We start from the raw sequence: 21,171 nt of genomic DNA, 5'->3' as shown, positions 1-21,171 counted from the left end.
TTTCGTTTTGAAAATTTTAGACCGCTACATACTCACCACCTATTTAAAAACATTTTTCAGTGTATTCACGATTCTGATGATGATTTTTATATTACAATCTGTTTGGGTATATATCTCAGAACTCGCTGGGAAAGATTTAGAAATTGAGATCGTTCTTAAATTCTTACTCTATGTATCTCCTCGAATTGTAGTCTTGGTGTTACCCCTCACAATTCTATTAGCATCCATAATGGTTTTTGGAGGCTTTTCTGAGAACTATGAGTTCGCAGCCATGAAATCTACAGGGATTTCACTGCAACGTGCCATGAAGAGTTTGAGTGTCTTTATAATATTTCTAGCGGTGATTAGTTTTTTCTTTGCAAACAGTGTCATTCCGTTTGCTGAATTTAATTTTTACAGCCTTCGACGCAACATCGCCAAAGTAAAACCTGCGATGGCCATTGCCGAAGGTCAGTTCAATCAACTAAACGATATAAATATTAAGGTTGCTGAAAAAAGTGGTGAAAATGGGGAGTTTTTAAAAGATGTTATTATTCATCAGAAAAAAGGAACCTTTACAGGAAATTTCACTGTCATTAAAGCAAATACGGGTGAGTTTATTAGTGACGAAACGTCGGACATATTACAGCTCGTGCTCTTTGATGGGAATTATTATGATGAAATTCAGTCTAAAGATTATACAACGCGTACCAAAAACAGACCCCAAGTAAAAAGTACATTTGAAAAGTACATCATCAATATTGACGTGTCTCAATTCAACGATATTGATTTTGAAAGTAAGGAAACCATCACAAAGCATACGATGTTAAATGTTGTGGATTTAAAGACCGCTATTGACTCTTTAAACATTAAGAGAGAGGGTATTTTAACAACGTTTTCAGAAACGATGCTAAAGCGTACCAATCAGCATACTTTAAACCTTAATTACAAACTAAGCGAGCTGGATTCTATCACTGAAACAGTGGATATATTAAACTTATACGAAGAACGAAAAAGTATTCAATTGATCGATTTGGCATTGAATACTACTAAAACAGCCAAAAAGGATTTAACAGCGAAGTCAAAAACCATGTTAGATTCACTAGTGACTGTCAATAAACACGTAGTGGCATTTCATGATAAATTTGCCTTGGGCCTCTCTTGTATCATCCTGTTTTTTGTAGGTGCCCCTTTGGGAGCCTTGATTCGAAAAGGAGGAATTGGACTTCCATTGATCATTGCGATTCTTATATTTTTAACGTATCATTTTATTGGACTTTTTGCCAAAAATAGTTCTGAAGATAGTAGTGTCGATCCCGTTGTAGCAGCTTGGCTATCGTCTCTAATTTTACTCCCCTTTAGTATCTATCTAACAAATCGGGCTACAAAAGACCGTGCATTGATTGATTTTGATAGCGTTTTGATTCCTTTAAAACATTTAGTCACCTCAAAATCAGATGGTGAAATTGTAGATGTACAACAATTGACTTCTGAAGACACGTCTGAATTAGACAACTTTGAAAATCATAAATTGATTGACATTGTGAAAAATTTTCGACAGTTTGGACTCTCTTTAAATTACAAACAAACAGCCTTAAAAATTCTGAATACACGAGGTATTAGTGAACTCGAACTTAAAATGGGTGGTGATTTATCCAACCAGAATTATGAAAATGCATTGCGTCTTTATATTGATTTTAAAGAAAATTCTAAACTAGCACTTGTATTAAATATCCTCACAATCGTCCTCGGTTTTGGAGGCTCCTTTTTAAGCAACAACGGAATTCCAGTTATGGGTCAAATCCTGAATGGAATCGCCATTTTAAGTCTTATCTTTTTTGTGGTCGTCTTTCAAAAAACAACTTCCAATCAATCTGATTTTTATAAATTATTATCCATCAAATTTTTGACGAATTCATTCGTGTTCATCATTTTAGGAATTCCTTTATTTTTTCTTTACAGACCCTTTTTTGTTAAGAAGATGAAAGAAGATTTATTGAAAATATCCTAACGATTGGATTACTTATAATATCTTTACCAAAAAATAAAAATACAATGTCGATTACAGAACAAAAACCACAATCAAAAACTGAATTAAACAGTATCGAAGATGCTATTAATGACATTCGATTAGGCAAAGTAGTTGTTGTAGTTGATGATGAAAATAGAGAAAATGAAGGCGATTTTATTGCTGCTGCTGAAAAAGTAACGCCTGAAATGATCAATTTCATGGCTTTGCATGGACGTGGTTTGATCTGTGCACCACTTACTGAAACCAGATGTGATGAGTTAGGTCTTAACATGATGGTTCAAAATAATACAGTGCTTCACAACACTCAGTTTACAGTTTCTGTGGATTTGATTGGAAGTGGCTGTACGACAGGTATTTCTACGTCAGACCGTTCTAAAACGATTAAATCATTAGTCGATTCAAATACCAAGCCGCACGATTTAGGGCGTCCAGGTCATATCTTTCCTTTAAAAGCTAAGAATGGTGGCGTATTGCGTCGAACAGGTCATACGGAAGCTGCCATAGATTTGGCACGCTTAGCTGGGTTACAGCCTGCAGGAATCTTGGTTGAAATTTTGAAAGATGATGGCTCCATGGCACGTTTACCTGATTTAAGGATCGTGGCTGAAAAATTTGACTTAAAAATAATTTCTATTGAAGATTTAGTGGCTTACCGAATGGAGCACGATTCTTTAATCAAGAAAAAACAAGACTTCCAAATAGAAACACGTTTTGGAGATTTCAGACTGAGAGCATATCAACAAACCACAAATGATTCGGTTCATATTGCCTTAACCAAAGGAACTTGGGGTACGGACGAAACGGTTCCGACACGTATCAATTCATCGCTAGTTAACAACGATGTTTTAGGAACGCTGACCAATGATGCTGACCAACAGCTGGATGGTATGTTTAAATTAATTAATAAGCACGGAAAAGGGGCTATTCTTTTTATCAATCAGGTCAGTCAACCTGCAAGTCTTTTAAAGCGCTTGGAAATTGTGAAAAATACCCAACAAAAAGGAACCATCACCAAAGCACCAAGTATTGGAATGGATTCCAAAGATTTTGGAATAGGCGCACAAATTCTTCACGATTTAAATATTCATAAGTTAGGACTTATATCCAACAGTGAACAAACCAAACGTGTGGGGATTATAGGTTACGGTTTAGAAATCGTTGACTATATCAATTACTAAGCAGTAACTTCGCAAATCAGTTTTGCCATGGTTAAAGCTCTTTGCTTTACCTCCGCTTCTGTCCAAGATAATTTTATCAAACAGGATAAATTTCTTCCTATAAAATGATCAGATTTTTCAAAAGTTCTATCTTTTAAATAAGACAAACCTTCCTTGACTTCTTGACTTAGTGGAAACACTGATTTTTGAGTGGTCAAATGGTCCCATTTACGGATGTAATGCCAGTTGTTATCAAAATAATGAAAACACACATCGATGCCATTGGTCTTAAACGCTTGACTTACCTTTCGAGCGGTTTCTAAATCGTCTAAAAAGAAGTTTAAAAACGCATAACTTTCTTCTCCACCTTCTGGAACTGTTCTAAAAGTAACGCCCTCTATACTTGACAACTCGTCTCTGATAATTGTATAATGCTTTTTTTGAATCGCTAAAAATTCATCCAAACGACTGAATTGTGCAACCCCCACAGCAGCATTTAATTCCGAGATACGAAAATTATATCCTAAAATTGGATGGGTTTCTGCTCCTCTATCACTTCCTTGGTGGTCGTGTCCGTGATCGCTAAATTGATCTGAATGGGTATAAAATTCTTTGTTATTGGTAATGACAACTCCGCCCTCTCCACAAGTGACTGTTTTGACATAATCAAATGAAAAACACCCCAAGTCACCAATAGCTCCCAAAGCTTTTCCTTTGTAAGTCCCTCCTATGGCTTGACAGGCATCTTCTATAAGAAATAGATTATGTGCATCGCATATCTGTTTTAAAGCGTCTAAATCCCCCATACTTCCACACATGTGTACACACATGATGGCTTTTGTTTTTGGTGTAACCGCCGATTTAACAGCCTCGATATCCAAAGTCAAAGTATCATCTATATCCACAAGAATTGGAGTTGCTCCCAACATAAGAATGGCTTCAAAACTGGCTACAAATGTAAAGCATGGCATGATCACTTCATCGCCAGCACCCACTCCTGCAGATGCCAATGCGAGACTCACCGCAGCCGTTCCACTTGAGAGGAGTTGGGCATGTTTTACGTCAAATCGAGATTGAATGGCGTGTTCTAATTCCTTTGCTTTCCAGTGGCCTTGACGCATACCGTCAAATCCATAGCGCATCAAAACGCCACTGTCTAATACATCATTTACTTCTTTTCGTTCGGCATCGCCAAATAGTTCAAATCCGGGCATAGTAGGTTTATTTAAATTCTATAATTGATTCATTGAGGGGTTTACGAACTTTTTTCATCGCTCCAAACATATCGTCTTTGGCACGGTAGCCAATTGGCATGACAAGTACAGAGCGTAGGCCTTGTTCGTTCAGTTTAAAAAAACGATCGTATTCTACAGGGTCAAAGCCTTCCATAGGACAGGCATCCACGCCTTGAGTGGCACAAACGGTCAGCATGTTTCCCATGGCTAAATACGCTTGTTTTGCACCCCATTTAAAAACATCATCATCAGATTTCTCTTTAAAACTGTTAATGACACTCGTTCGAAACGGGTTTAAAGCTTCGTCTGGAGTATTGTTAATAGAAATGATGCGATCAAAAAACGCTCTAATATAAGCTTCATCTATCTTCGTTTCTACACAAAAGACACACAAATGAGACGCCTGCCCTACTTGTTTTTGGTTCATGGATAAAGGTACCAAGGCGTTCAGAGTTGATTTATTACTCACAATGAGCAGCTTTACGGGTTGAAGCCCATAAGAACTTGCCGTCAGGTTAAATGCTTGTTTAAGTAACGCAATTGTTTCTTCGGAGATGATGGCTTCAGAATCAAATTTTTTAGTTGCATAGCGCCATTCAAGAGCCTTTATAATGTCCATAATTAAGTTTTTTTTCAAAAGTATATAATTTTACAACGTTTTGACAAAAATTATTCTTAATAATTGCTTAAAAATAGACGAATTAAATTTTTTGAAAATAATTACTAAAAGTATTTGCTAGAACTAAAAACCCTTTTATATTTGCAGCCCATTGGAGAGTTGGCAGAGTGGTCGAATGCGGCAGTCTTGAAAACTGTTGAGGGTCACACCTCCAGGGGTTCGAATCCCTTACTCTCCGCAAAAGAAATCCAAAACGAAAGTTTTGGATTTTGTGTTTTTATAAGTGTTGAAAGCTTGCTTTCATAAGCGTGTGAAAATACAAAATTGAACAATGCGTAGCTTTGTTTGGGATTTTATGTTTGTATTGGATTTCCATCGGGGATATGCAATCCTTACGCTCCGCAAAAGAAATCCGATAATCATTTGATTGTTGGGGTTTCTTTTTTTAATAGAATCTACCCAATTTTATTGTATTATAACTCTAATATAATCCGTTAAAAACTTATCTATTTTAAAAATATTACTTTACTTTTACAACTTATTTTAACTTAAGATATTATGAAAAAATTAATTTATTTATGTACTATTATACTGGTTGTAGCTTGTAGTAGTGATGATTCTTCTGTAACTCCTTCCAACGGGGATGGGACTGATTTGAATGTTACTGGAACGGTTTCAGAACAAACGCCTGATGAAGCTAAAGAAACCATTTATGGTAAATGGAATTTTTCAAGCAGCTCAAGATTAGCCGCTTCGGATTGTACTTTTAATTCTATTGAGTTTACAGATGATGTATATATCATGCAAGTAACTGTGGATGGAGAATCTCAAACACTTTCTGGAGACTACGAAATTAATGTAAGTGCTGACGGAAACGTTTCAAGTATCGATTTAAAGTTTGAATCCGACAACTCAGTAATTACGATTGCATCTTTAACCGAAGTTGTGGTGACTGAAAGTGCTACTGAGATTTTTGCTACCTTTTTAATCGAATGGAGTATTCCTGAAGGATTTGCGACTTGTGATAATCTTCTAGGAGAATATGCTGCTGAAAAAGATGTGCCAATGGATGAAAGTATTACAATAGATCCGGACTCCAATCATGCGAAAATCGTTGGAAACTGGACCCTTGTTTCAATGGTTGAAAACACCTGGCTAGACAAAACTTCAGAGTGGCTAAATGAACCTTGTTATGAGTATTCAAGCGATGAGGACGATGATGTGTTAATTGATGGCTGTACAACAGCTACAAGCATCACTCTTACTATTTCAACTTATGGCACATATGCATTGGTTTGGAGAGGAAGCAACCAAGGAACTTATATCGAATCCAATGTTTGGAATTGGACCGATGAAACTCAAACTGCATTTACTGTAGGAACTGAAGAGGATACTACAGTTATTACTGTCGAATATTTGACCGATACGGAAGGTGCGTTTTCTACTTTTGAAAGGCCTGATCCTGTCAACGCTTTTTATGAAACGTATTATACACTTTATACGTTTTCTAGAAATTAATAATCCAAATTATTTTTATGTAAAGAGGCTTCCTGTAAAGGGAGCCTTTTTTTTATGGGGTTTTGGTTAAAAAGTTATCTCGATTTCCATTTTTCTTTATCAATACTAAAAACATTAAAATCCTTTATTTTTTTCTCAAAGTCCATTCCGTTTCTTAGAGCGACTTTTTCTGAACTTATATTCTCAACATGGACCATGGACATTAATACGTCCGAAAAATTATGTTCAAAAGCATAATTTTTACATTTCAAGGCCGCTTCGGAAGCATACCCACGCCCCCAAAACTCTGGAAGTAATGAATACCCAATTTCTAGGCGCTCAACTTCTTCAATCGTTTGAACTAAAATACCACATTGCCCGACAAGACGGTTGGTGTTTTTGTCAATCAAAACGTTCATGCCTCCCAAATCATTTTCGTATCTATGAAAAGCTTTATCAAACCATGATGTACACAATTCAGATTCTGATGCTTTAGGATCTAAGTCTAAAAATTTAGCAATATTATTAGCTTTAAACATAGGCAGCCAAGTCTCAAAATCGTCTGGTTGCAGTTTTCTAAATTTAAGCCGTTCGGTTTCTTGCCCTGTGAGGAGGTATTTCATGTTTATAATTTGAGGATGAAAGTTAGTGATTATTTACTGTTTTGTTGGTATTCACCCAAAACTGCATTTCCTGCATTTTCTTCAAATCTTTTATTAAACACAAATAGATCCCAAAACCAAACTCTTTGAGCAATTTTTAAGTCCAATTCTCTTTGGGTTGCCATCCCTTTCTCGATTTCATCAAATTTATATAAATACATATCATGTAAATACACTGGCAGTTGCCCTAAAGTCAACATTGATATTATAAATGGTTGCCCACATACAAGAGTTTGTTCTAAAGGGTAAAGTTTTATTTTTAGTTCTGCCGAACTACTATCGTTTACAATATTGAACAATTCCGAAAATTTCAATATTTTTAATTCTTCTTTAAGAGTATCATTAATTACATACGCGTTCGGTCTTGTATACTCATTTTTAAGTTTTCGATATTCTTTTGGGTATATTTTAAAAGAGTAGCAAGAACTACAAAGAACCGATAAAATCACTAAAGTTATCAGATATTTATTTTTCATAGCTATTCCAGAATACAAATTAGTAAATACCTGATTTTATGGTTTTAGTGTTTTTCCAATACTCATTTGCCTTGGCAATGGTGGCAAATTCAGTGGCTACGGTCTGACCAATGGCAATCAGCATCGCAGCGTCATTGGCGTATTTTGGGCGTAGCTGTTCACGTATTTCAGCATCCGGTTGAGTAATTTTAATAATTAAGCGGGCCATTTTCACAGCTAAAGCGCGGCCATCTTCTGGAGTTGCAGTGATTAAAGAATTTCCTGGGATTAATTTTGTTTGTTCAGACATGGGTATTTGTGTTAGGTTTTAGTTTTAAGGTTTATAGAGATTGATAGAGATTAATGATTTACAATTCTTACGCCTGCTTCTACTTTCAAATCAAGGTTATTTTCTCTTGGTGGAATTGGACAGGAACGTGTGGAACTGTATGCACAATACGGATTATAAGCCTTATTAAAATCAATGATAATTGTGTCTGAATCTGGGATACTTAAATCTATATATCTTCCTCCTCCATAGGTTTCTTCACCATTTGTTAAATCTGTAAAAGGCAGAAATAAATGGTTTCTATATTTTTCCATTTTCCTTAACCGATGATTTTGATAAATATTTAATTTGTATTTTTTATCTTCAATTTCAAAAATAGCTTCTCCATATTTCTCATAAATAGGAACTCTATCTGTTGTAGTTTTCATCTTAAACGGAACTTCATCTTGTGATTTGATAAATTTGGCTTCCACACGAAAGGATTTGTTAATTGGAAAAAAATCATGTCCTTTAAATCTCTTTTGCTCTCTTCTGGTTAAGGGGGATTTATCAGGGTTTTTAAATTCTTTATTTAATTCCTCTTGAAATAGTTTCATTTCTTCGATATAAGGCAAGTCTTGCGCTCCTACCACAATAGTTGTAAACCCTAGAAATAGTATTAAAATTGTTTTCATATTATTTTGTATTGGTTTTGAGTTTTTTTTAACGACTGGCCGATCACTTCTTGTTTATCTAAACGATTTCATTTTTCATAGCATCCCTTTAATTTGGTTAATAACTGTAACAGAGTCACTGTTCAACTTAGAAAACGCAAACCATTTTTTACCTAAATCTTTTAATGAGGCACCAATATGGTATACATCTGTACCATCTAAAATTAAAAAACGGTCATGAGATTTGGAAAAGATAATGGCCTTAAATGTGGGATATTGAGTATTGGCTTTGTCAATATCTAGTTGTAGTTTTTTATCAAAGGTTCTACTAAGTAAAAATACCTTTACATACTTCGCTTTTTTGGTGAGTTGCGTGATTACACTGTCGTCTATATAGTTATCAATAACAACAATAGATTGGTTTGCTTTTTTAATAAGTTTATTTACAAAATCATCAGATAATTTCAATAATTGTTGGTGGTTACCTATGCTTTTTCGCATTTCTACAAAGGCAGTCATAATAGCAATGCTAACGTTTACTGCTATTTCACTTCGCAAAACCGAAGCTAACATGGCGACTCCTTGTTCTGTAAACACGTAGGGTAAAGCTCTTCTTTTTGCGGTCGCAATTTGCGACTGCAAATTCTCCCACTCTGACTCAGAAAGTTGAAACATAAAAGACTCAGGGAAACGTTTTAGATTTCTTTTTACCTGTTCATTAAGTCTTTTCGTTTTCACTTGATACAGTTCTGCCAAATGATAGTCGAGCATCACTTGTGCTCCACGGCAAGTAAAAATTCTATTTTCTATTAATACAGCAACTAGTTCTGATTGATCCCTCATATCTACGTTTTAATAGATTTTAATATTTGTTCGTACATAGGAAGTTTGACGCTTTAATTCTTAATACTATCTATAGTGAACTGTTTATTGTAAACTATTCAAATAGCCCTCAACTTGTAAAAAAAACAGCAAACTAAAACTCAATTAATTTGTGAAGAATTAGACTTGGGGACTGAATTCTGGAATAAATGTATTTAAAAAAATAGAATAAAACAAACGAAAAACAGAGAGAATACGTCTTGTTTGAGGCATTTTTTTAATGTTTAAACAAAAAACTAACACTATTCTGTTTTTAGTCAAAAACTAAAAACAGAATTCGTTTTTTAAGCCCAAGTCCACATTTATAAAATCCCTTTGTTATATTTGTTATCAAGCTGCGGTAATTTTTTAATCAAATAATAAGTATTCAAAAGATAGTCTAATGAAGTGGAAAAATGCCTTAAAAGATTTTGCTTTATATCTGAAAATTGAGCGCGGCATGTCCATCCATACCGTCAACAACTATACGTTTGACGTTCAGAAATTGGTGCTGTATCTAGAAACGCACGAGATGCAATTAAACCCTCTTCAGATTACAACAGAACACGTGCAAGGGTTTATCTATGAAATGGCCAAAGAACTAAATCCACGAACTCAATCGAGACTTATATCTGGATTGCGAAGTTTTTATGATTACTTGATCTTTGAAAGCTATTGCGAGTCCAATCCTTTAGAACGCATTGAAGCTCCAAAAATAGGACGAAAACTACCCGATACTCTATCCGTTAAAGATATTGATCTCATTGTAGCAGCAGTAGATTTAAGCAGTCCTCAAGGCGAACGCAACCGCGCCATTATTGAAACCTTGTACAGTTGCGGACTTCGTGTGAGTGAACTTACAGAACTCAAAATTTCAGATTTATTTTTTGAGGAAGGCTTCATCAAAGTAACCGGAAAAGGCAACAAGCAACGCTTTGTACCTATTGGCCCTCTCACTCAAAAATATATCAACCTTTATAAAAACCACGTACGCGAGCAAATAAAAATTGAAACTGCTTTTAATGACACCTTATTTTTGAATCAACGCGGAAAACAACTCAGCAGAGCAATGATTTTTACCATTGTTAAAACCTTAGGCGCAAAAGCAGGGATTGAAAAGAATATTTCTCCACATACCTTTAGGCATTCCTTTGCGACCCACCTTCTTGAAAATGGTGCTGATTTAAGAGCCATTCAGATGATGTTGGGCCATGAAAGCATTACAACCACCGAAATCTATATGCACGTTGATAAAAGCCACCTAAAAGACGCCATGCTGAAATTTCATCCTAGGAGCTAAAAAGAGATCGTTTAAAAAAGCGTTGATTTGTCAATCTGAGCTTGTCTCAGATTCTATAACAAATTGAATTTATTTAATTGAGATTCTGAAATAAACCTGCCTACCGTCAGGCAGGTTCAGAATGACAGAAATTCTACTTTTTAAATAGCCTGCTTTTAATCTCTATAAAATTTTTTTTTATTTAGCAATATTCACCGCACGTGTTTCACGAATCACCGTGACTTTCACTTGTCCAGGATAGGTCATATCTGTCTGGATTTTCTGAGAAATTTCAAACGATAAGTTCCCTGCTTTTTCATCACTTACTTTTTCACTTTCGACAATGACACGAAGTTCACGACCGGCTTGAATCGCATAGGCTTTCTGAACCCCACTAAACCCAAAAGCAATCTCTTCTAGATCTTTAAGTCGTTGGATGTATGAATCTAAAACTTGACGGCGCGCCCCTGGACGAGCTCCAGAAATAGCATCACAAACTTGTACAATTGGAGACATTAACGATTTCATTTCAATCTCGTCGTGGTGAGCCCCAATGGCATTACATACTTCTGCATTTTCTCCGTATTTTTCAGCCCACTGCATTCCTAAGATAGCGTGTGGCGTTTCCATATCCGCTTCCGCATCTGGCACCTTTCCAATATCGTGAAGCAGTCCCGCACGTTTGGCGAGCTTAGGATTAATGCCTAATTCGGCAGCCATCACGCCACAAAGTTTGGCTACTTCTCTGGAGTGTTGTAATAGATTCTGACCATAAGACGAACGGTATTTCATACGTCCTACCGTTTTAATTAATTCTGGGTGTAAACCGTGAATTCCTAAATCGATCACTGTACGTTTTCCAACTTCAATGATTTCTTGTTCTATTTGCTTCTGTGTTTTCTTTACAATTTCCTCAATACGAGCAGGGTGAATACGGCCATCCGTTACTAATTTGTGTAAGGACAAACGCGCCACTTCTCTTCGAACGGAATCAAAACAGGATAAGATAATTGCTTCCGGTGTATCATCCACAATAATTTCAACTCCCGTAGCAGCTTCAATCGCTCTAATGTTACGTCCTTCACGACCAATAATACGTCCTTTAACATCGTCTGACTCTATATTAAATACAGACACACAATTGTCAACCGCTTCTTCTGTTCCGATGCGTTGTATGGTATTAATGATGATTTTCTTAGCGTCTTGCTCTGCTGTTAGCTTTGCTTCTTCCATTGTATCTTGAAGAAAGACCATGGCATCGTTTTTTGCTTCCGATTTTAAAGACTCTACAAGTTGATGCTTGGCATCTTCGGCAGACAAACCAGAAATAACTTCCAGTTGGAGTATTTGACCTTTATGGGCTTTATCAACTTCCTCTTTACGTTTATTCAAAATTTCGAGACGGTGGTCGTAATCCTTGATTTTGGATTCAAAGTCTGTCGATAGTTTTTTGTATTTAGAAAGTTCAGACGAAATTTGTGATTCTTTATCACGGATACGTTTTTCAGTATCTCCCATTTTCTTCTCTCTAGACAAAATAACTTGTTCGTGCTCAGATTTCAATTCTAAGAAACGCTCTTTAGCTTGAAATATTTTATCCTTTTTTGTTGATTCCCCCTCTGATTTTGCTTTTGAAATGATGGAGTTTGCTTCTCGTTTCGCATTTTTAGTGAGTTGAGAGGCGTTGCTTTTTTCACGAACTTTAGAGATCACCAATCCTAAGACAAGTCCTACGACGGCGGCACCTAAAGCAATGAGTATAATGTTGGATTCCATAGTTGATAGTTTAATTTAAAAAAAAGCCTACATCAATCTGGTCTTTGTATAAACTCCATAAATACAAGATTTAGAGTTGAAAAGCTGATCAAGGATCTGTAACAAGACAGCATGCTTTTACAACTTAAACGCACTCCTTTTTAAAGAATTTCCGTTGAGTTTATCAAAAAAATGATCAATATAGGCAGTAACCTAATGTTATTTAAAGAACGTTGTTGTTTAAATGGGCGTCTAATAATTCGTCTACAGCAATCAGACGGCTTTCTAAATCTTCATTCAAACTCGTATTATCTATTGTTTTTTGTTCGTTTTGAGTTGCAAATTGAAGGGCACACATGGCCAATACATCTTGCTTATCTTGAACAGAGTAACTTTTCTCAAATTGTTTTATAGTCGCATCAATTTTTTGGGCGGCTAATCGAAGCCCTTCTTCTTGATCGGGAGTGATAGTCAATGGATATACTCTATTGGCTATGGATAATTTTATTTTTAACCGTTCACTCATAAACTGTAAACTTTAATCGGATAGCTTTGATATACAATCATCGATTTCTTTGATTAAAGTATTAATTTTAAGTTTTGTTTCTCTTTTACTTTCGTCACTGCCAAGGATTGAATTTGCAAATTTAAGCGTTTTAAAATCGTCTTCTTTTTGTTGAAGTGCTTCCAAATGCTTCGCATTTAAAGCATTTGTTTTGAGTAATTCGTCTTTTAAAAACATGTTCTCTTTTTTTAATTCAGTCAGTTCATGCAAAACTCGTTGCACTTTTTGCTCTAAAGAATTGACAATTAGCTCGATTTTGCTCATTTACAGTTTCAATACCTATTTCACAAATTTAACATTCCATATTTAATAACACAATTGTTTTAACTTAAATTTTAATTTATTTATAGGATCTCGAGTGCTCTGCGATTTTTTATTTTTCTATTTACTCTCAATTGTATAATTTAGCAGTCTATCCTAATTTATGAAAGCTTGTACATTTTTACTTTTTTTAGTAGTTTCATTTTGTAACGCACAAACCCCCTATCCTCAAGATTATTTCACAAGCCCACTAGATATTACATTGGTACTGTCGGGAACTTTTGCCGAACTTCGCTCTAATCATTTTCATTCTGGGTTGGATATAAAAACGCAAGGAAAAGAAGGATTTAAAACGTATGCGGCGGCGGCAGGCTATGTGAGTAGAATTAAAATCTCGCACTATGGCTATGGAAAAGCGCTATATATCACTCACCCCAACGGCTATACAACCGTTTATGCACACCTTCAAAAATTTTCTCCAACCATTGAAGCCTATGTGAAAAAACAACAATACCTCAAAGAATTATTTGAATTGGACCTGTTTCCAAAAGCCAAAGATCTAAAAATTTCTGCTAAAGAAGTCATCGCTTACACAGGAAATACAGGCGGTTCTGGTGGGCCGCACCTTCATTTTGAAATTAGAGATAAGCAAGAACGACCGATGAATCCCATGCTGTTTGGTTTTGACATTAAGGATACTACCAAACCTTTGGTGTATGAATTGTATGGATATCCATTATCTGAAGGAAGTCATATCAATGGCGAAACATCCAGAGTAAAAATTAGAATTATAAAACTCCCAAACGGGCATTACAAAACAGAACAAATTACAGCCTTTGGCAAGATCGGGTTTGGAATTATCAGTACAGACAGACAAGATTTTGCATCCAATAAAAATGGGCTTAACCATATCAAAACGACCTTTAATGGCTCCAAAAGTTTAGAGGTTGATTTTAAACGTTTTTCATTTAATGAAACCAAACACCTGAACCGCTACATTGACTACAGGTACTTTTTTGAAACTAAAAAACGAATTCAAAAATTATTCATTGAAAGTAATAATCCCTTAAAACTTCTTAAAAGCCACACCACTCAAGGAATAGTATCTATAATTGATGACACGAATTCCATATACAAAATAACCGTCAGTGACTTTAAAGGCAACCAAACGGATTTAAGCATCCCAATTAAGGGGCTAAAAAAAGAACTGCCAGAAACCAAACCAATCCCTCTGAACCTTCAGCAAATCATTGCTTCTGAAGAAACGATTTTAGAAAAAGACCATGTCAGTGTTCAAATTTATAAAGACTCGTTTTACGAAGATGTTGCCATCAATTTTGAGGTGACAAACGACACCCTAAAACTCCACAAACCAATCATTCCTCTGCAGAAATCGATGAATATAAATTTTGACATCAGTCAATATAAAGGCACTGATAAGGATAAATTATTTATTGGAAGTGTGCCGCTCTATGGGAACAAACTCTACTACACTCCTACCAAAAAACGAGGGAATACATTGACCGCACGCACCAAATATTTAGGGGATTACACTCTTGGAATTGATGATGAAAACCCAATGATTAAAGCAATAAATTTTAAAAATGGCAGTTGGATAAGTAATTATCGCTATCTAAAAATAAAGATTTCGGATGAAATTTCTGGAATCAAAAATTACAGAGCGACTATTAACGATCAATGGATTTTAATGGAGTACGATACTAAAACACAAACGCTTACTCATGATTTTAATGATGAGATGATTACAGACACTAAAAACAATTTAAAAATCATTGTAACCGATAATGTTGGAAATAGTTCTACATTTGAAACTACGTTTTACAGAAAATAACACCATATCAATTTGAAATCAATCACTGCATACCAGATTTTATTCTTTATTTTAATTTTACCAGCAATGGCAATGGGGCAATCTGCTACCCTACGCGGCATTGTGCTTAATGAACTCAACGAACCTTTAGAAGGGGTGAATGTGGTTTCAGACAACAGTGGTACAACAACAAATATAAATGGGTTTTATATTTTAAAAATCCCTGCCAACACAGAGGTGAAAATTCGTTTTTCTCATCTGAATTACAAATATTTAGAAGCACCCTTCAATTTAAAAAATGGAGAAGAATTAGAATTTAATCCTGTTTTAAAAAGTAATTACGAGCAGATTGAAACGGTTATAATTACAGGTTCCAAACGAAAAGAGTTGGAAGGGATTACCACAATTTCCCCTCAAATCATACGCACCATCAAAGGGGCACAACCGGGCGTCGAAAACTTATTAAAAACACTTCCGGGCGTGAATATCTCAAATGAATTGAGTACCCAGTATTCTGTAAGAGGTGGTAATTTTGATGAAAACCTCGTCTATGTCAATGAAATAGAAGTTTACCGTCCGTTTTTAGTGCGTTCAGGGCAGCAAGAAGGACTCAGTTTTGTGAATACTGATATGGTACAGAATTTAGATTTCACCGCCGGTGGCTTTCAAGCAAAATATGGCGATAAGCTATCCTCTGTATTAGACATTACCTATAGAACTCCCATTAAGTTTGGAATTCAAGCAGATTTAAGTTTATTAGGCGGCAGTATTACCGCTGAAAGCGTAAGTAAAGATTCTAAGTTTTCAGCATTGCTGGGACTTCGCTACAGAGACAATAGTCTTTTGGTCGATTCTAAAGAAACCGAAACCAATTTTACTCCAAAGTTTGCCGATATACAAACCTATCTTACTTATAAATTTTCAGATAAGTTTCATTTGAGTTTTTTAGGAAACTTAGCTATCAACGATTACAATTACCAACCTCGAACCCGCCAAACGAACTTTGGAACGTTACAAGACCCTTTGGCATTATTGGTTTTTTATGAAGGACAAGAAAACGATAAATACAACACCTATTTCGGTGCATTTAAAGGGAGTTATTTCGCAAATGAAAATCTAACACTAAAACTGATTGCTTCCACCTTTCACACCACCGAACAAGAGTACTTTGACATTCTAGCGCAGTACCGTTTGGGCGAAGTGAATAGTAATATTGGAGATGAAAGTTTAGGAGAAGTTGAATTTTCAGAAGGGATTGGATCACAAATCAACCATGCGCGAAACGATCTAGACGCCTTAATCACAAACGTTGAGCATAAAGGACATTTAAAATCTGGAGACGATAATTTTGAATGGTCTGTAAAATATACCCATGAAGATATCCGCGATCGAATTGTGGAATGGGAAGTGATTGACTCAGCTGGATTTTCTATCAACCCTCCAAATTTAGACAGTTTTAACAACCAACCTTACACGGCATACGAAGGCCCTTTAGCTCCTTATAAAAACATCCGAGCGACCAACAACACACAAATAAACCGCGTCCAAGCCTACGGGCAATGGAACCGCCGAACGATGCTCGGAGATCATGAGGTTTATGCCAATGTTGGGGTGCGCTACCACGCATGGACGGTACAAGGGGACGGTATTGAGAAATCCACACAATCGGTGTTCAGCCCACGCGTACAATTAGCGATTAAACCTGATTGGAATAAAGATATGTTGTTTCGCTTGAGTGGTGGATTGTATTACCAACCGCCTTTTTATAGAGAACTCAGAGACAGTGATGGTATTGTCAATAGCGATGTCAAAGCACAACAATCCATTCATGTGGTGCTTGCCAACGAGTACAGTTTTGAAATGTGGGAACGTCCTTTTAAACTCATCTCAGAAGCCTATTATAAAAACCTGTCGGATGTCAACCCTTACACGGTTGAAAATGTCCGCATACGTTATGACGCTTCTAACGCTGCAAAAGCGTATGCTTATGGTTTGGATTTACGATTAAATGGCGAGTTTGTTCCAGGTACTGAATCGTGGTTTTCTTTTGGATATTTAAAAACGGAAGAAAACATCAATGGTCAAGGATTTATTGCACGCCCAACCGATCAACGTTTGAAATTCGGAATTCTTTTTCAGGATTATGTGCCGAAGCTTCCAAAAATGAAAATGTATCTAAACTTGGTGTATAATACAGGCGTCCCTGGCGGCTCCCCTAGTTATGCCAGTCCCTACGATTACCAAAGCCGTTTGCCTGATTATAAACGTGCCGATGTTGGAATGTCCTATGTGATTGTTGATGCTAAAGATTCTAACAAAAATGGATGGAGAAAACCATTCGAAGAATTGTCAATTGGTTTGGAAATTTTTAACATGTTTGATGTTCAAAACTCCATTACAAATACGTGGGTAAGAGATGTGTACTCTAAACGTCAATATTCAATTCCAAACTATTTGACACCACGTGTATTTAATGTCAGATTAGGAATGCGTTTTTAAGAAGCTGTTGTGTTGATGAGTGTTTGAAGTGTTTCAACAACCGCATCAATCTCTTCTTTGCTATTATAAATACTAAATGAAAACCGTATGGATGGTTTTTTGAGATCGTCCTCCGAAAGAATTTGTGTCAATACATGAGAGCCTTTAGCACTTCCGCTCTGACAAGCACTGCCTTTAGAACAGGCAATCCCCTTCAAATCCAATTGAAATAGAAACATAGGCGCATTCGCTTCTGAAACCGGCAAACACACATTTACTAGTGTGTAAGTGCTATTCTCAGAATCGCTACAACATCCATTAAATTTGACGCCTTCTATCTGAGTTTTTAATTGTTCTACAAAATAGGATTTTAATGACTTTACTTGAGCCATTTCAGACTCTAAGTTCTCATAGGCTAATGCCAAGGAAGTATCTAAGCCCACAATATCATGAATACTTTCAGTTCCCGCACGAACACCTCGTTCTTGCATTCCTCCGTGAATTAAAGGCTTGAGCCCTGAGTTTTTTCTTATAAACACAAAACCAATCCCTTTGGGTCCGTGAAATTTATGAGCACTGGCAGCTAAAAAATCAATCGGAATGGCTTGTAAATCTAAATGGTAATGTCCAACAGATTGCACAGAATCACTATGAAAAAGAGCGTCCCTAGACTTACATAAATCGGCTACTCTTTGAAGGTCTAAAATAGTCCCTATTTCATTATTGACATGCATCAGTGAAACTAAAGTTTTATCTGTGGATTCTAACAACGTTTCAAGATGGTTATAGTCAATAGTCCCATCTGCTAAAATAGCAACATAATTGACTTTGATTTTATAGTCCTTCTCCAACTGTTCCACCGTATGAAGGACTGCATGGTGTTCAATTTTAGAAGTAATAATGTGAGTTACTTTCAAATCTTTAACAGCAGATTTCAATACTAAATTATCCGCTTCGGTGCCTCCTGAAGTAAAAACAATTTCAGAAGCCAACGCGTTAAAGTGAGACGCAATTCGTTTGCGACAACTTTCAATAATTGATTTTGAGGAACGTCCATAACCATGAGTTGAGGAGGCGTTTCCGTAATTGGACTTAAGGACGTCAGCCATCGTATCGATCACTTCGTCTCTGACTTGGGTAGTCGCCGCATTATCTAAATAAATTGAATTCATGGAGCTTTAGTTTGATACAAAAATAACCAAATAAAATTATTAGCAAATTATATTCAAACTAATTAACAAATCGTTTACTTTTGTGTTAAATATGTTTGGTATGCGATCTTTATTAATCTTACTTTTTTGTTGTAACTTTCTTTTATCATGTGACGATGGGGATGTTTTGAATGTTGAATTGGATTTTGACAAAAACCTCACTCTTTGTGGAGATTCTAATACCCCCAATTATATTTTATACGACACTAAAAACGACCCGTCTGAATCACTCACGCTTTTATTCCCAAACAATACGCAGGCGCAAACTATTTTGAACCCTGAAAATTCAGGGAATATGGAAACAATGACTATTAATAAAAGTAGTGTCCGCTTCATTTACAGAACTTATAATGGAGATCCTAACGACTATATTTGTGAAGACATTCCAGATGCTAACGTCTCTGTAAACGAAAATTTCGAAGCGGAAATCGGAACTGCTAATTTCATATCCACCTTTGAAGATGACGATAATGATGGCGTCCCAACCGCTCTAGAATTTGATGGAGATACGGATGGAGATGGCATCCCTAATTATAAAGACAGTGATGATGACGGTGATAATGTGCCAACCCTAAACGAAAAACCAGACCCTAACGACGATGGCGATATATCAGATGCCCAAGATACGGATGGTGACGGGATTCCAGATTATTTGGATAACGATGATGATGGTGATGGCACTCCTACACGTTTAGAAGATGAAAATAACAATGGGAACTTATTTGACGATTTGGCCACAGGGGCAGCAGTCGCACGGTTTCTAGACGATACAGTCTCGGATACTTATGCGGTTACATTTGTAAGGCCTAACGCATTCAGACGTACATTCAGAATCAATGTCACTTTAGAAGATATCGACCTCACAATTTTAGCAACGGATCGTTTTGAATTAGGGACTTACGAATACTTTTAATCTATTAAGACGTTTTTGACTGAAAGATATATACTTCAGTAGCCCCTTGTCCGTATTTTTGGTAATTGGCATCGTAGAATTTTAAACCTTCATACCGCTTAAAAAGATATTCTAGTTCTAATTTTAGAACCCCTTCACCTACTCCATGAATAAACACGATGCGTTGAATGCGATTTTGAATCGCAAATTCTAAGCGGCGCTTGGCGGTCTCTATCTGTAAATCTAGCATCTCATGGTTTTGCATGCCCCGAGAATTTTTCACCAATTGGTGGATATGTAAATCCACTTCCATTGCGGGTTGGGTGCGTTCCTTAGAAGAAATTTTAGGAGGATTTTGACGTTTAGTAGTTTCCTTTTCAGAGAGGACACTTTCTAATGATTTATTTGAAAACAGCGATCGAGACATCATACGGGGGTCTTTAATTTTCACCAACTCATTGGATTCAAATTTTAACTCAAACCCGTTCGTTGTTGCAACCGTAATTTCGGAACCTTCTATATTAGTAATGATCCCTGATAAATCATCATCCAAAACGGATACCGTATCATTGATTTCAAATTTCATTCTTCTTCTTCATTTTCAACATAAGAATCTTTTGTTGGGAGGTCTTTGATCCCTTTGGACATCTGATACAACGCAAGCATGAGCAAACAGAATCCACCAATTTGTAGGATCAAATCAGGATCATCTTGAAATTCAGTAACGATCACAAGAAAAATTCCTAGTACAAGACATATATAATAAAGGGTACGTTTTGACATCACATTTGGCTTAAAAATCAAAATTACAGCTTTTGAATTTATGATAAATAGCAATATCCATTTTTTATTTCGAAAATAATTCTCTTAATTTGAATATCCTATTTATAAAAAACAATTAATGGCTCTAGAAAACTATATGATTCCGTGTTTAAGTAAAACTCTTTTTGGGTTTGAATGCATGGGTTGTGGATTTCAAAGATCCCTTTTTTTGATATGGAGAGGCCATTTTGTAGAAGCCTTTTATATGTATGCTGCCATTTACCCCCTATTGATTCTCTTGGCATTATTAATACTCACCCGATTTTATAAATTTAAAAACTATTCAAAAGGTATATGGGGCATAAAACAAATTGTACAAAAGAATAAAACCTAAAAACACCAGTAAAGTACTGATTTTGTTATACTTAACAAGGTTTTTACAAAAAAGCTAAAAAAAACTAATTGTACAAAAGCACTATAACACTACCATTGACGTACTTTTTTTATTAACACATTTTTACCACCCCCTACCATTACTACCATATAAAACCGTTGTAACCTGTTATTACTGCTGTTAAACACTGTTTAAAAGCCTGTTAGAAGCTATTTAACAACAACACTTAACCTATTTTTGACTTGACCATAAAACAGCAATTTACACCCAAAAAAGCATAGGATGGACAATAGGATGGACAATA

At 35.9% G+C, this 21,171-nt stretch carries 21 protein-coding genes, 1 tRNA gene and 1 other RNA gene; 9 read left to right on the top strand and 14 right to left on the bottom strand.

Features of this window, described 5'->3' with window-relative positions:
* The first annotated feature begins 7 nt into the window (after positions 1-7).
* Positions 8-1,990, top strand: a complete 1,983-nt coding sequence (locus FORMB_RS12305; protein WP_083243961.1) for an LptF/LptG family permease — start codon at positions 8-10, stop codon at positions 1,988-1,990.
* 44 nt (positions 1,991-2,034) lie between these two features.
* Positions 2,035-3,189: a 3,4-dihydroxy-2-butanone-4-phosphate synthase gene (ribB, locus tag FORMB_RS12300; protein WP_069677749.1), complete on the top strand. Its 1,155-nt coding sequence runs from the start codon at positions 2,035-2,037 to the stop codon at positions 3,187-3,189.
* Here ribB and FORMB_RS12295 read toward each other — a convergent pair.
* Both FORMB_RS12295 and FORMB_RS12290 read right to left on the bottom strand, forming a co-directional pair.
* Entirely contained in the window at positions 3,186-4,382 is a 1,197-nt protein-coding gene (locus FORMB_RS12295) for a DegT/DnrJ/EryC1/StrS family aminotransferase (protein WP_069677748.1), read from the bottom strand. The two genes, ribB and FORMB_RS12295, sit on opposite strands and share 4 nt — an antisense overlap.
* A 7-nt stretch (positions 4,383-4,389) precedes the next feature.
* Complete coding sequence (locus FORMB_RS12290) at positions 4,390-5,022, bottom strand: NAD(P)H-dependent oxidoreductase (RefSeq protein WP_069677747.1); 633 nt, start codon at positions 5,020-5,022, stop codon at positions 4,390-4,392.
* 153 nt (positions 5,023-5,175) lie between these two features.
* On the opposite strand from FORMB_RS12290, the gene FORMB_RS12285 reads away from it, so the two are divergent.
* Positions 5,176-5,260, top strand: a tRNA-Ser gene (locus FORMB_RS12285).
* 320 nt (positions 5,261-5,580) lie between these two features.
* Positions 5,581-6,540, top strand: a complete 960-nt coding sequence (locus FORMB_RS12280) for a hypothetical protein (RefSeq protein WP_069677746.1) — start codon at positions 5,581-5,583, stop codon at positions 6,538-6,540.
* A gap of 74 nt (positions 6,541-6,614) precedes the next feature.
* Here FORMB_RS12280 and FORMB_RS12275 read toward each other — a convergent pair whose 3' ends face one another.
* The 5 genes from FORMB_RS12275 to FORMB_RS12255 all read right to left on the bottom strand — a co-directional run bounded on the left by FORMB_RS12275 (position 6,615) and on the right by FORMB_RS12255 (position 9,421).
* Complete coding sequence (locus FORMB_RS12275) at positions 6,615-7,142, bottom strand: GNAT family N-acetyltransferase (protein WP_069677745.1); 528 nt, start codon at positions 7,140-7,142, stop codon at positions 6,615-6,617.
* Positions 7,143-7,171: 29 nt separating this feature from the next.
* Complete coding sequence (locus FORMB_RS12270; protein WP_069677744.1) at positions 7,172-7,657, bottom strand: hypothetical protein; 486 nt, start codon at positions 7,655-7,657, stop codon at positions 7,172-7,174.
* Between the two features lie 19 nt (positions 7,658-7,676).
* Positions 7,677-7,946, bottom strand: coding sequence for a hexameric tyrosine-coordinated heme protein (locus FORMB_RS12265; protein ID WP_069677743.1), 270 nt, complete (start codon positions 7,944-7,946; stop codon positions 7,677-7,679).
* Positions 7,947-7,996: 50 nt separating this feature from the next.
* Positions 7,997-8,599 (bottom strand): DUF1684 domain-containing protein, encoded by a 603-nt coding sequence (locus FORMB_RS12260; protein ID WP_069677742.1) that lies wholly within the window; start codon positions 8,597-8,599, stop codon positions 7,997-7,999.
* 75 nt (positions 8,600-8,674) lie between these two features.
* Entirely contained in the window at positions 8,675-9,421 is a 747-nt protein-coding gene (locus tag FORMB_RS12255) for an ORF6N domain-containing protein (protein WP_069677741.1), read from the bottom strand.
* A 421-nt stretch (positions 9,422-9,842) separates the two neighbouring features.
* On the opposite strand from FORMB_RS12255, the gene xerA reads away from it, so the two are divergent.
* Positions 9,843-10,739, top strand: a complete 897-nt coding sequence (gene xerA, locus FORMB_RS12250) for a site-specific tyrosine recombinase/integron integrase (protein WP_069677740.1) — start codon at positions 9,843-9,845, stop codon at positions 10,737-10,739.
* Between the two features lie 177 nt (positions 10,740-10,916).
* Here the strand turns inward: xerA and rny are convergent, their stop codons facing one another.
* The 4 genes from rny to FORMB_RS12230 all read right to left on the bottom strand — a co-directional run bounded on the left by rny (position 10,917) and on the right by FORMB_RS12230 (position 13,302).
* The gene (gene rny / locus FORMB_RS12245) at positions 10,917-12,494 is read right to left on the bottom strand and encodes a ribonuclease Y (protein WP_069677739.1); all 1,578 of its coding nucleotides are present in this window, start codon (positions 12,492-12,494) and stop codon (positions 10,917-10,919) included.
* A 50-nt stretch (positions 12,495-12,544) separates the two neighbouring features.
* A non-coding RNA gene (gene ssrS / locus FORMB_RS12240) (6S RNA) lies at positions 12,545-12,654 on the bottom strand.
* Between the two features lie 42 nt (positions 12,655-12,696).
* Positions 12,697-12,999: a cell division protein ZapA gene (locus FORMB_RS12235; protein ID WP_069677738.1), complete on the bottom strand. Its 303-nt coding sequence runs from the start codon at positions 12,997-12,999 to the stop codon at positions 12,697-12,699.
* Between the two features lie 12 nt (positions 13,000-13,011).
* Positions 13,012-13,302, bottom strand: coding sequence for a hypothetical protein (locus FORMB_RS12230; RefSeq protein ID WP_069677737.1), 291 nt, complete (start codon positions 13,300-13,302; stop codon positions 13,012-13,014).
* A gap of 160 nt (positions 13,303-13,462) precedes the next feature.
* Between FORMB_RS12230 and FORMB_RS12225 the strand changes: the two genes are divergently transcribed.
* Both FORMB_RS12225 and FORMB_RS12220 read left to right on the top strand, forming a co-directional pair.
* Complete coding sequence (locus FORMB_RS12225) at positions 13,463-15,151, top strand: M23 family metallopeptidase (RefSeq protein ID WP_069677736.1); 1,689 nt, start codon at positions 13,463-13,465, stop codon at positions 15,149-15,151.
* A gap of 72 nt (positions 15,152-15,223) precedes the next feature.
* Positions 15,224-17,629: a TonB-dependent receptor gene (locus FORMB_RS12220; RefSeq protein WP_069677973.1), complete on the top strand. Its 2,406-nt coding sequence runs from the start codon at positions 15,224-15,226 to the stop codon at positions 17,627-17,629.
* On the opposite strand, the gene FORMB_RS12215 is transcribed toward FORMB_RS12220, so the two are convergent.
* Entirely contained in the window at positions 17,626-18,780 is a 1,155-nt protein-coding gene (locus FORMB_RS12215) for a cysteine desulfurase family protein (protein ID WP_069677735.1), read from the bottom strand. The genes FORMB_RS12220 and FORMB_RS12215 overlap by 4 nt on opposite strands.
* A 100-nt stretch (positions 18,781-18,880) precedes the next feature.
* On the opposite strand from FORMB_RS12215, the gene FORMB_RS12210 reads away from it, so the two are divergent.
* Positions 18,881-19,732: a hypothetical protein gene (locus tag FORMB_RS12210; protein ID WP_157498196.1), complete on the top strand. Its 852-nt coding sequence runs from the start codon at positions 18,881-18,883 to the stop codon at positions 19,730-19,732.
* A 4-nt stretch (positions 19,733-19,736) separates the two neighbouring features.
* Here the strand turns inward: FORMB_RS12210 and FORMB_RS12205 are convergent, their stop codons facing one another.
* Entirely contained in the window at positions 19,737-20,297 is a 561-nt protein-coding gene (locus FORMB_RS12205; RefSeq protein ID WP_069677733.1) for a Smr/MutS family protein, read from the bottom strand.
* Positions 20,294-20,494, bottom strand: a complete 201-nt coding sequence (locus tag FORMB_RS12200) for a hypothetical protein (protein WP_157498194.1) — start codon at positions 20,492-20,494, stop codon at positions 20,294-20,296. The genes FORMB_RS12205 and FORMB_RS12200 overlap by 4 nt, the downstream gene beginning before the upstream one ends.
* Before the next feature lie 118 nt (positions 20,495-20,612).
* On the opposite strand from FORMB_RS12200, the gene FORMB_RS12195 reads away from it, so the two are divergent.
* Entirely contained in the window at positions 20,613-20,867 is a 255-nt protein-coding gene (locus FORMB_RS12195; RefSeq protein ID WP_069677731.1) for a DUF2752 domain-containing protein, read from the top strand.
* The last annotated feature ends 304 nt before the right edge of the window (positions 20,868-21,171 follow it).

Origin of the sequence: Formosa sp. Hel1_33_131 (genome assembly GCF_001735745.1) — a bacterium.
In the GTDB taxonomy this organism is placed as follows: Bacteria; Bacteroidota; Bacteroidia; order Flavobacteriales; family Flavobacteriaceae; genus Hel1-33-131.
The sequence above is the reverse complement of the archived record's forward strand: the minus strand, read 5'-3'. Positions and strand labels throughout refer to the sequence as shown.

What these genes read in the sequence shown, in the direction of transcription:
- ribB (WP_069677749.1), top strand. Translation starts at nt 2,035, where the DNA reads ATGTCGATTACAGAACAAAAACCACAATCAAAAACTGAATTAAACAGT.
- FORMB_RS12295 (WP_069677748.1), bottom strand. Translation starts at nt 4,382, where the DNA reads ATGCCCGGATTTGAACTATTTGGCGATGCCGAACGAAAAGAAGTAAAT.
- FORMB_RS12290 (WP_069677747.1), bottom strand. Translation starts at nt 5,022, where the DNA reads ATGGACATTATAAAGGCTCTTGAATGGCGCTATGCAACTAAAAAATTT.
- FORMB_RS12280 (WP_069677746.1), top strand. Translation starts at nt 5,581, where the DNA reads ATGAAAAAATTAATTTATTTATGTACTATTATACTGGTTGTAGCTTGT.
- FORMB_RS12275 (WP_069677745.1), bottom strand. Translation starts at nt 7,142, where the DNA reads ATGAAATACCTCCTCACAGGGCAAGAAACCGAACGGCTTAAATTTAGA.
- FORMB_RS12270 (WP_069677744.1), bottom strand. Translation starts at nt 7,657, where the DNA reads ATGAAAAATAAATATCTGATAACTTTAGTGATTTTATCGGTTCTTTGT.
- FORMB_RS12265 (WP_069677743.1), bottom strand. Translation starts at nt 7,946, where the DNA reads ATGTCTGAACAAACAAAATTAATCCCAGGAAATTCTTTAATCACTGCA.
- FORMB_RS12260 (WP_069677742.1), bottom strand. Translation starts at nt 8,599, where the DNA reads ATGAAAACAATTTTAATACTATTTCTAGGGTTTACAACTATTGTGGTA.
- FORMB_RS12255 (WP_069677741.1), bottom strand. Translation starts at nt 9,421, where the DNA reads ATGAGGGATCAATCAGAACTAGTTGCTGTATTAATAGAAAATAGAATT.
- xerA (WP_069677740.1), top strand. Translation starts at nt 9,843, where the DNA reads ATGAAGTGGAAAAATGCCTTAAAAGATTTTGCTTTATATCTGAAAATT.
- rny (WP_069677739.1), bottom strand. Translation starts at nt 12,494, where the DNA reads ATGGAATCCAACATTATACTCATTGCTTTAGGTGCCGCCGTCGTAGGA.
- FORMB_RS12235 (WP_069677738.1), bottom strand. Translation starts at nt 12,999, where the DNA reads ATGAGTGAACGGTTAAAAATAAAATTATCCATAGCCAATAGAGTATAT.
- FORMB_RS12230 (WP_069677737.1), bottom strand. Translation starts at nt 13,302, where the DNA reads ATGAGCAAAATCGAGCTAATTGTCAATTCTTTAGAGCAAAAAGTGCAA.
- FORMB_RS12225 (WP_069677736.1), top strand. Translation starts at nt 13,463, where the DNA reads ATGAAAGCTTGTACATTTTTACTTTTTTTAGTAGTTTCATTTTGTAAC.
- FORMB_RS12220 (WP_069677973.1), top strand. Translation starts at nt 15,224, where the DNA reads ATGGGGCAATCTGCTACCCTACGCGGCATTGTGCTTAATGAACTCAAC.
- FORMB_RS12215 (WP_069677735.1), bottom strand. Translation starts at nt 18,780, where the DNA reads ATGAATTCAATTTATTTAGATAATGCGGCGACTACCCAAGTCAGAGAC.
- FORMB_RS12210 (WP_157498196.1), top strand. Translation starts at nt 18,881, where the DNA reads ATGCGATCTTTATTAATCTTACTTTTTTGTTGTAACTTTCTTTTATCA.
- FORMB_RS12205 (WP_069677733.1), bottom strand. Translation starts at nt 20,297, where the DNA reads ATGAAATTTGAAATCAATGATACGGTATCCGTTTTGGATGATGATTTA.
- FORMB_RS12200 (WP_157498194.1), bottom strand. Translation starts at nt 20,494, where the DNA reads ATGTCAAAACGTACCCTTTATTATATATGTCTTGTACTAGGAATTTTT.
- FORMB_RS12195 (WP_069677731.1), top strand. Translation starts at nt 20,613, where the DNA reads ATGGCTCTAGAAAACTATATGATTCCGTGTTTAAGTAAAACTCTTTTT.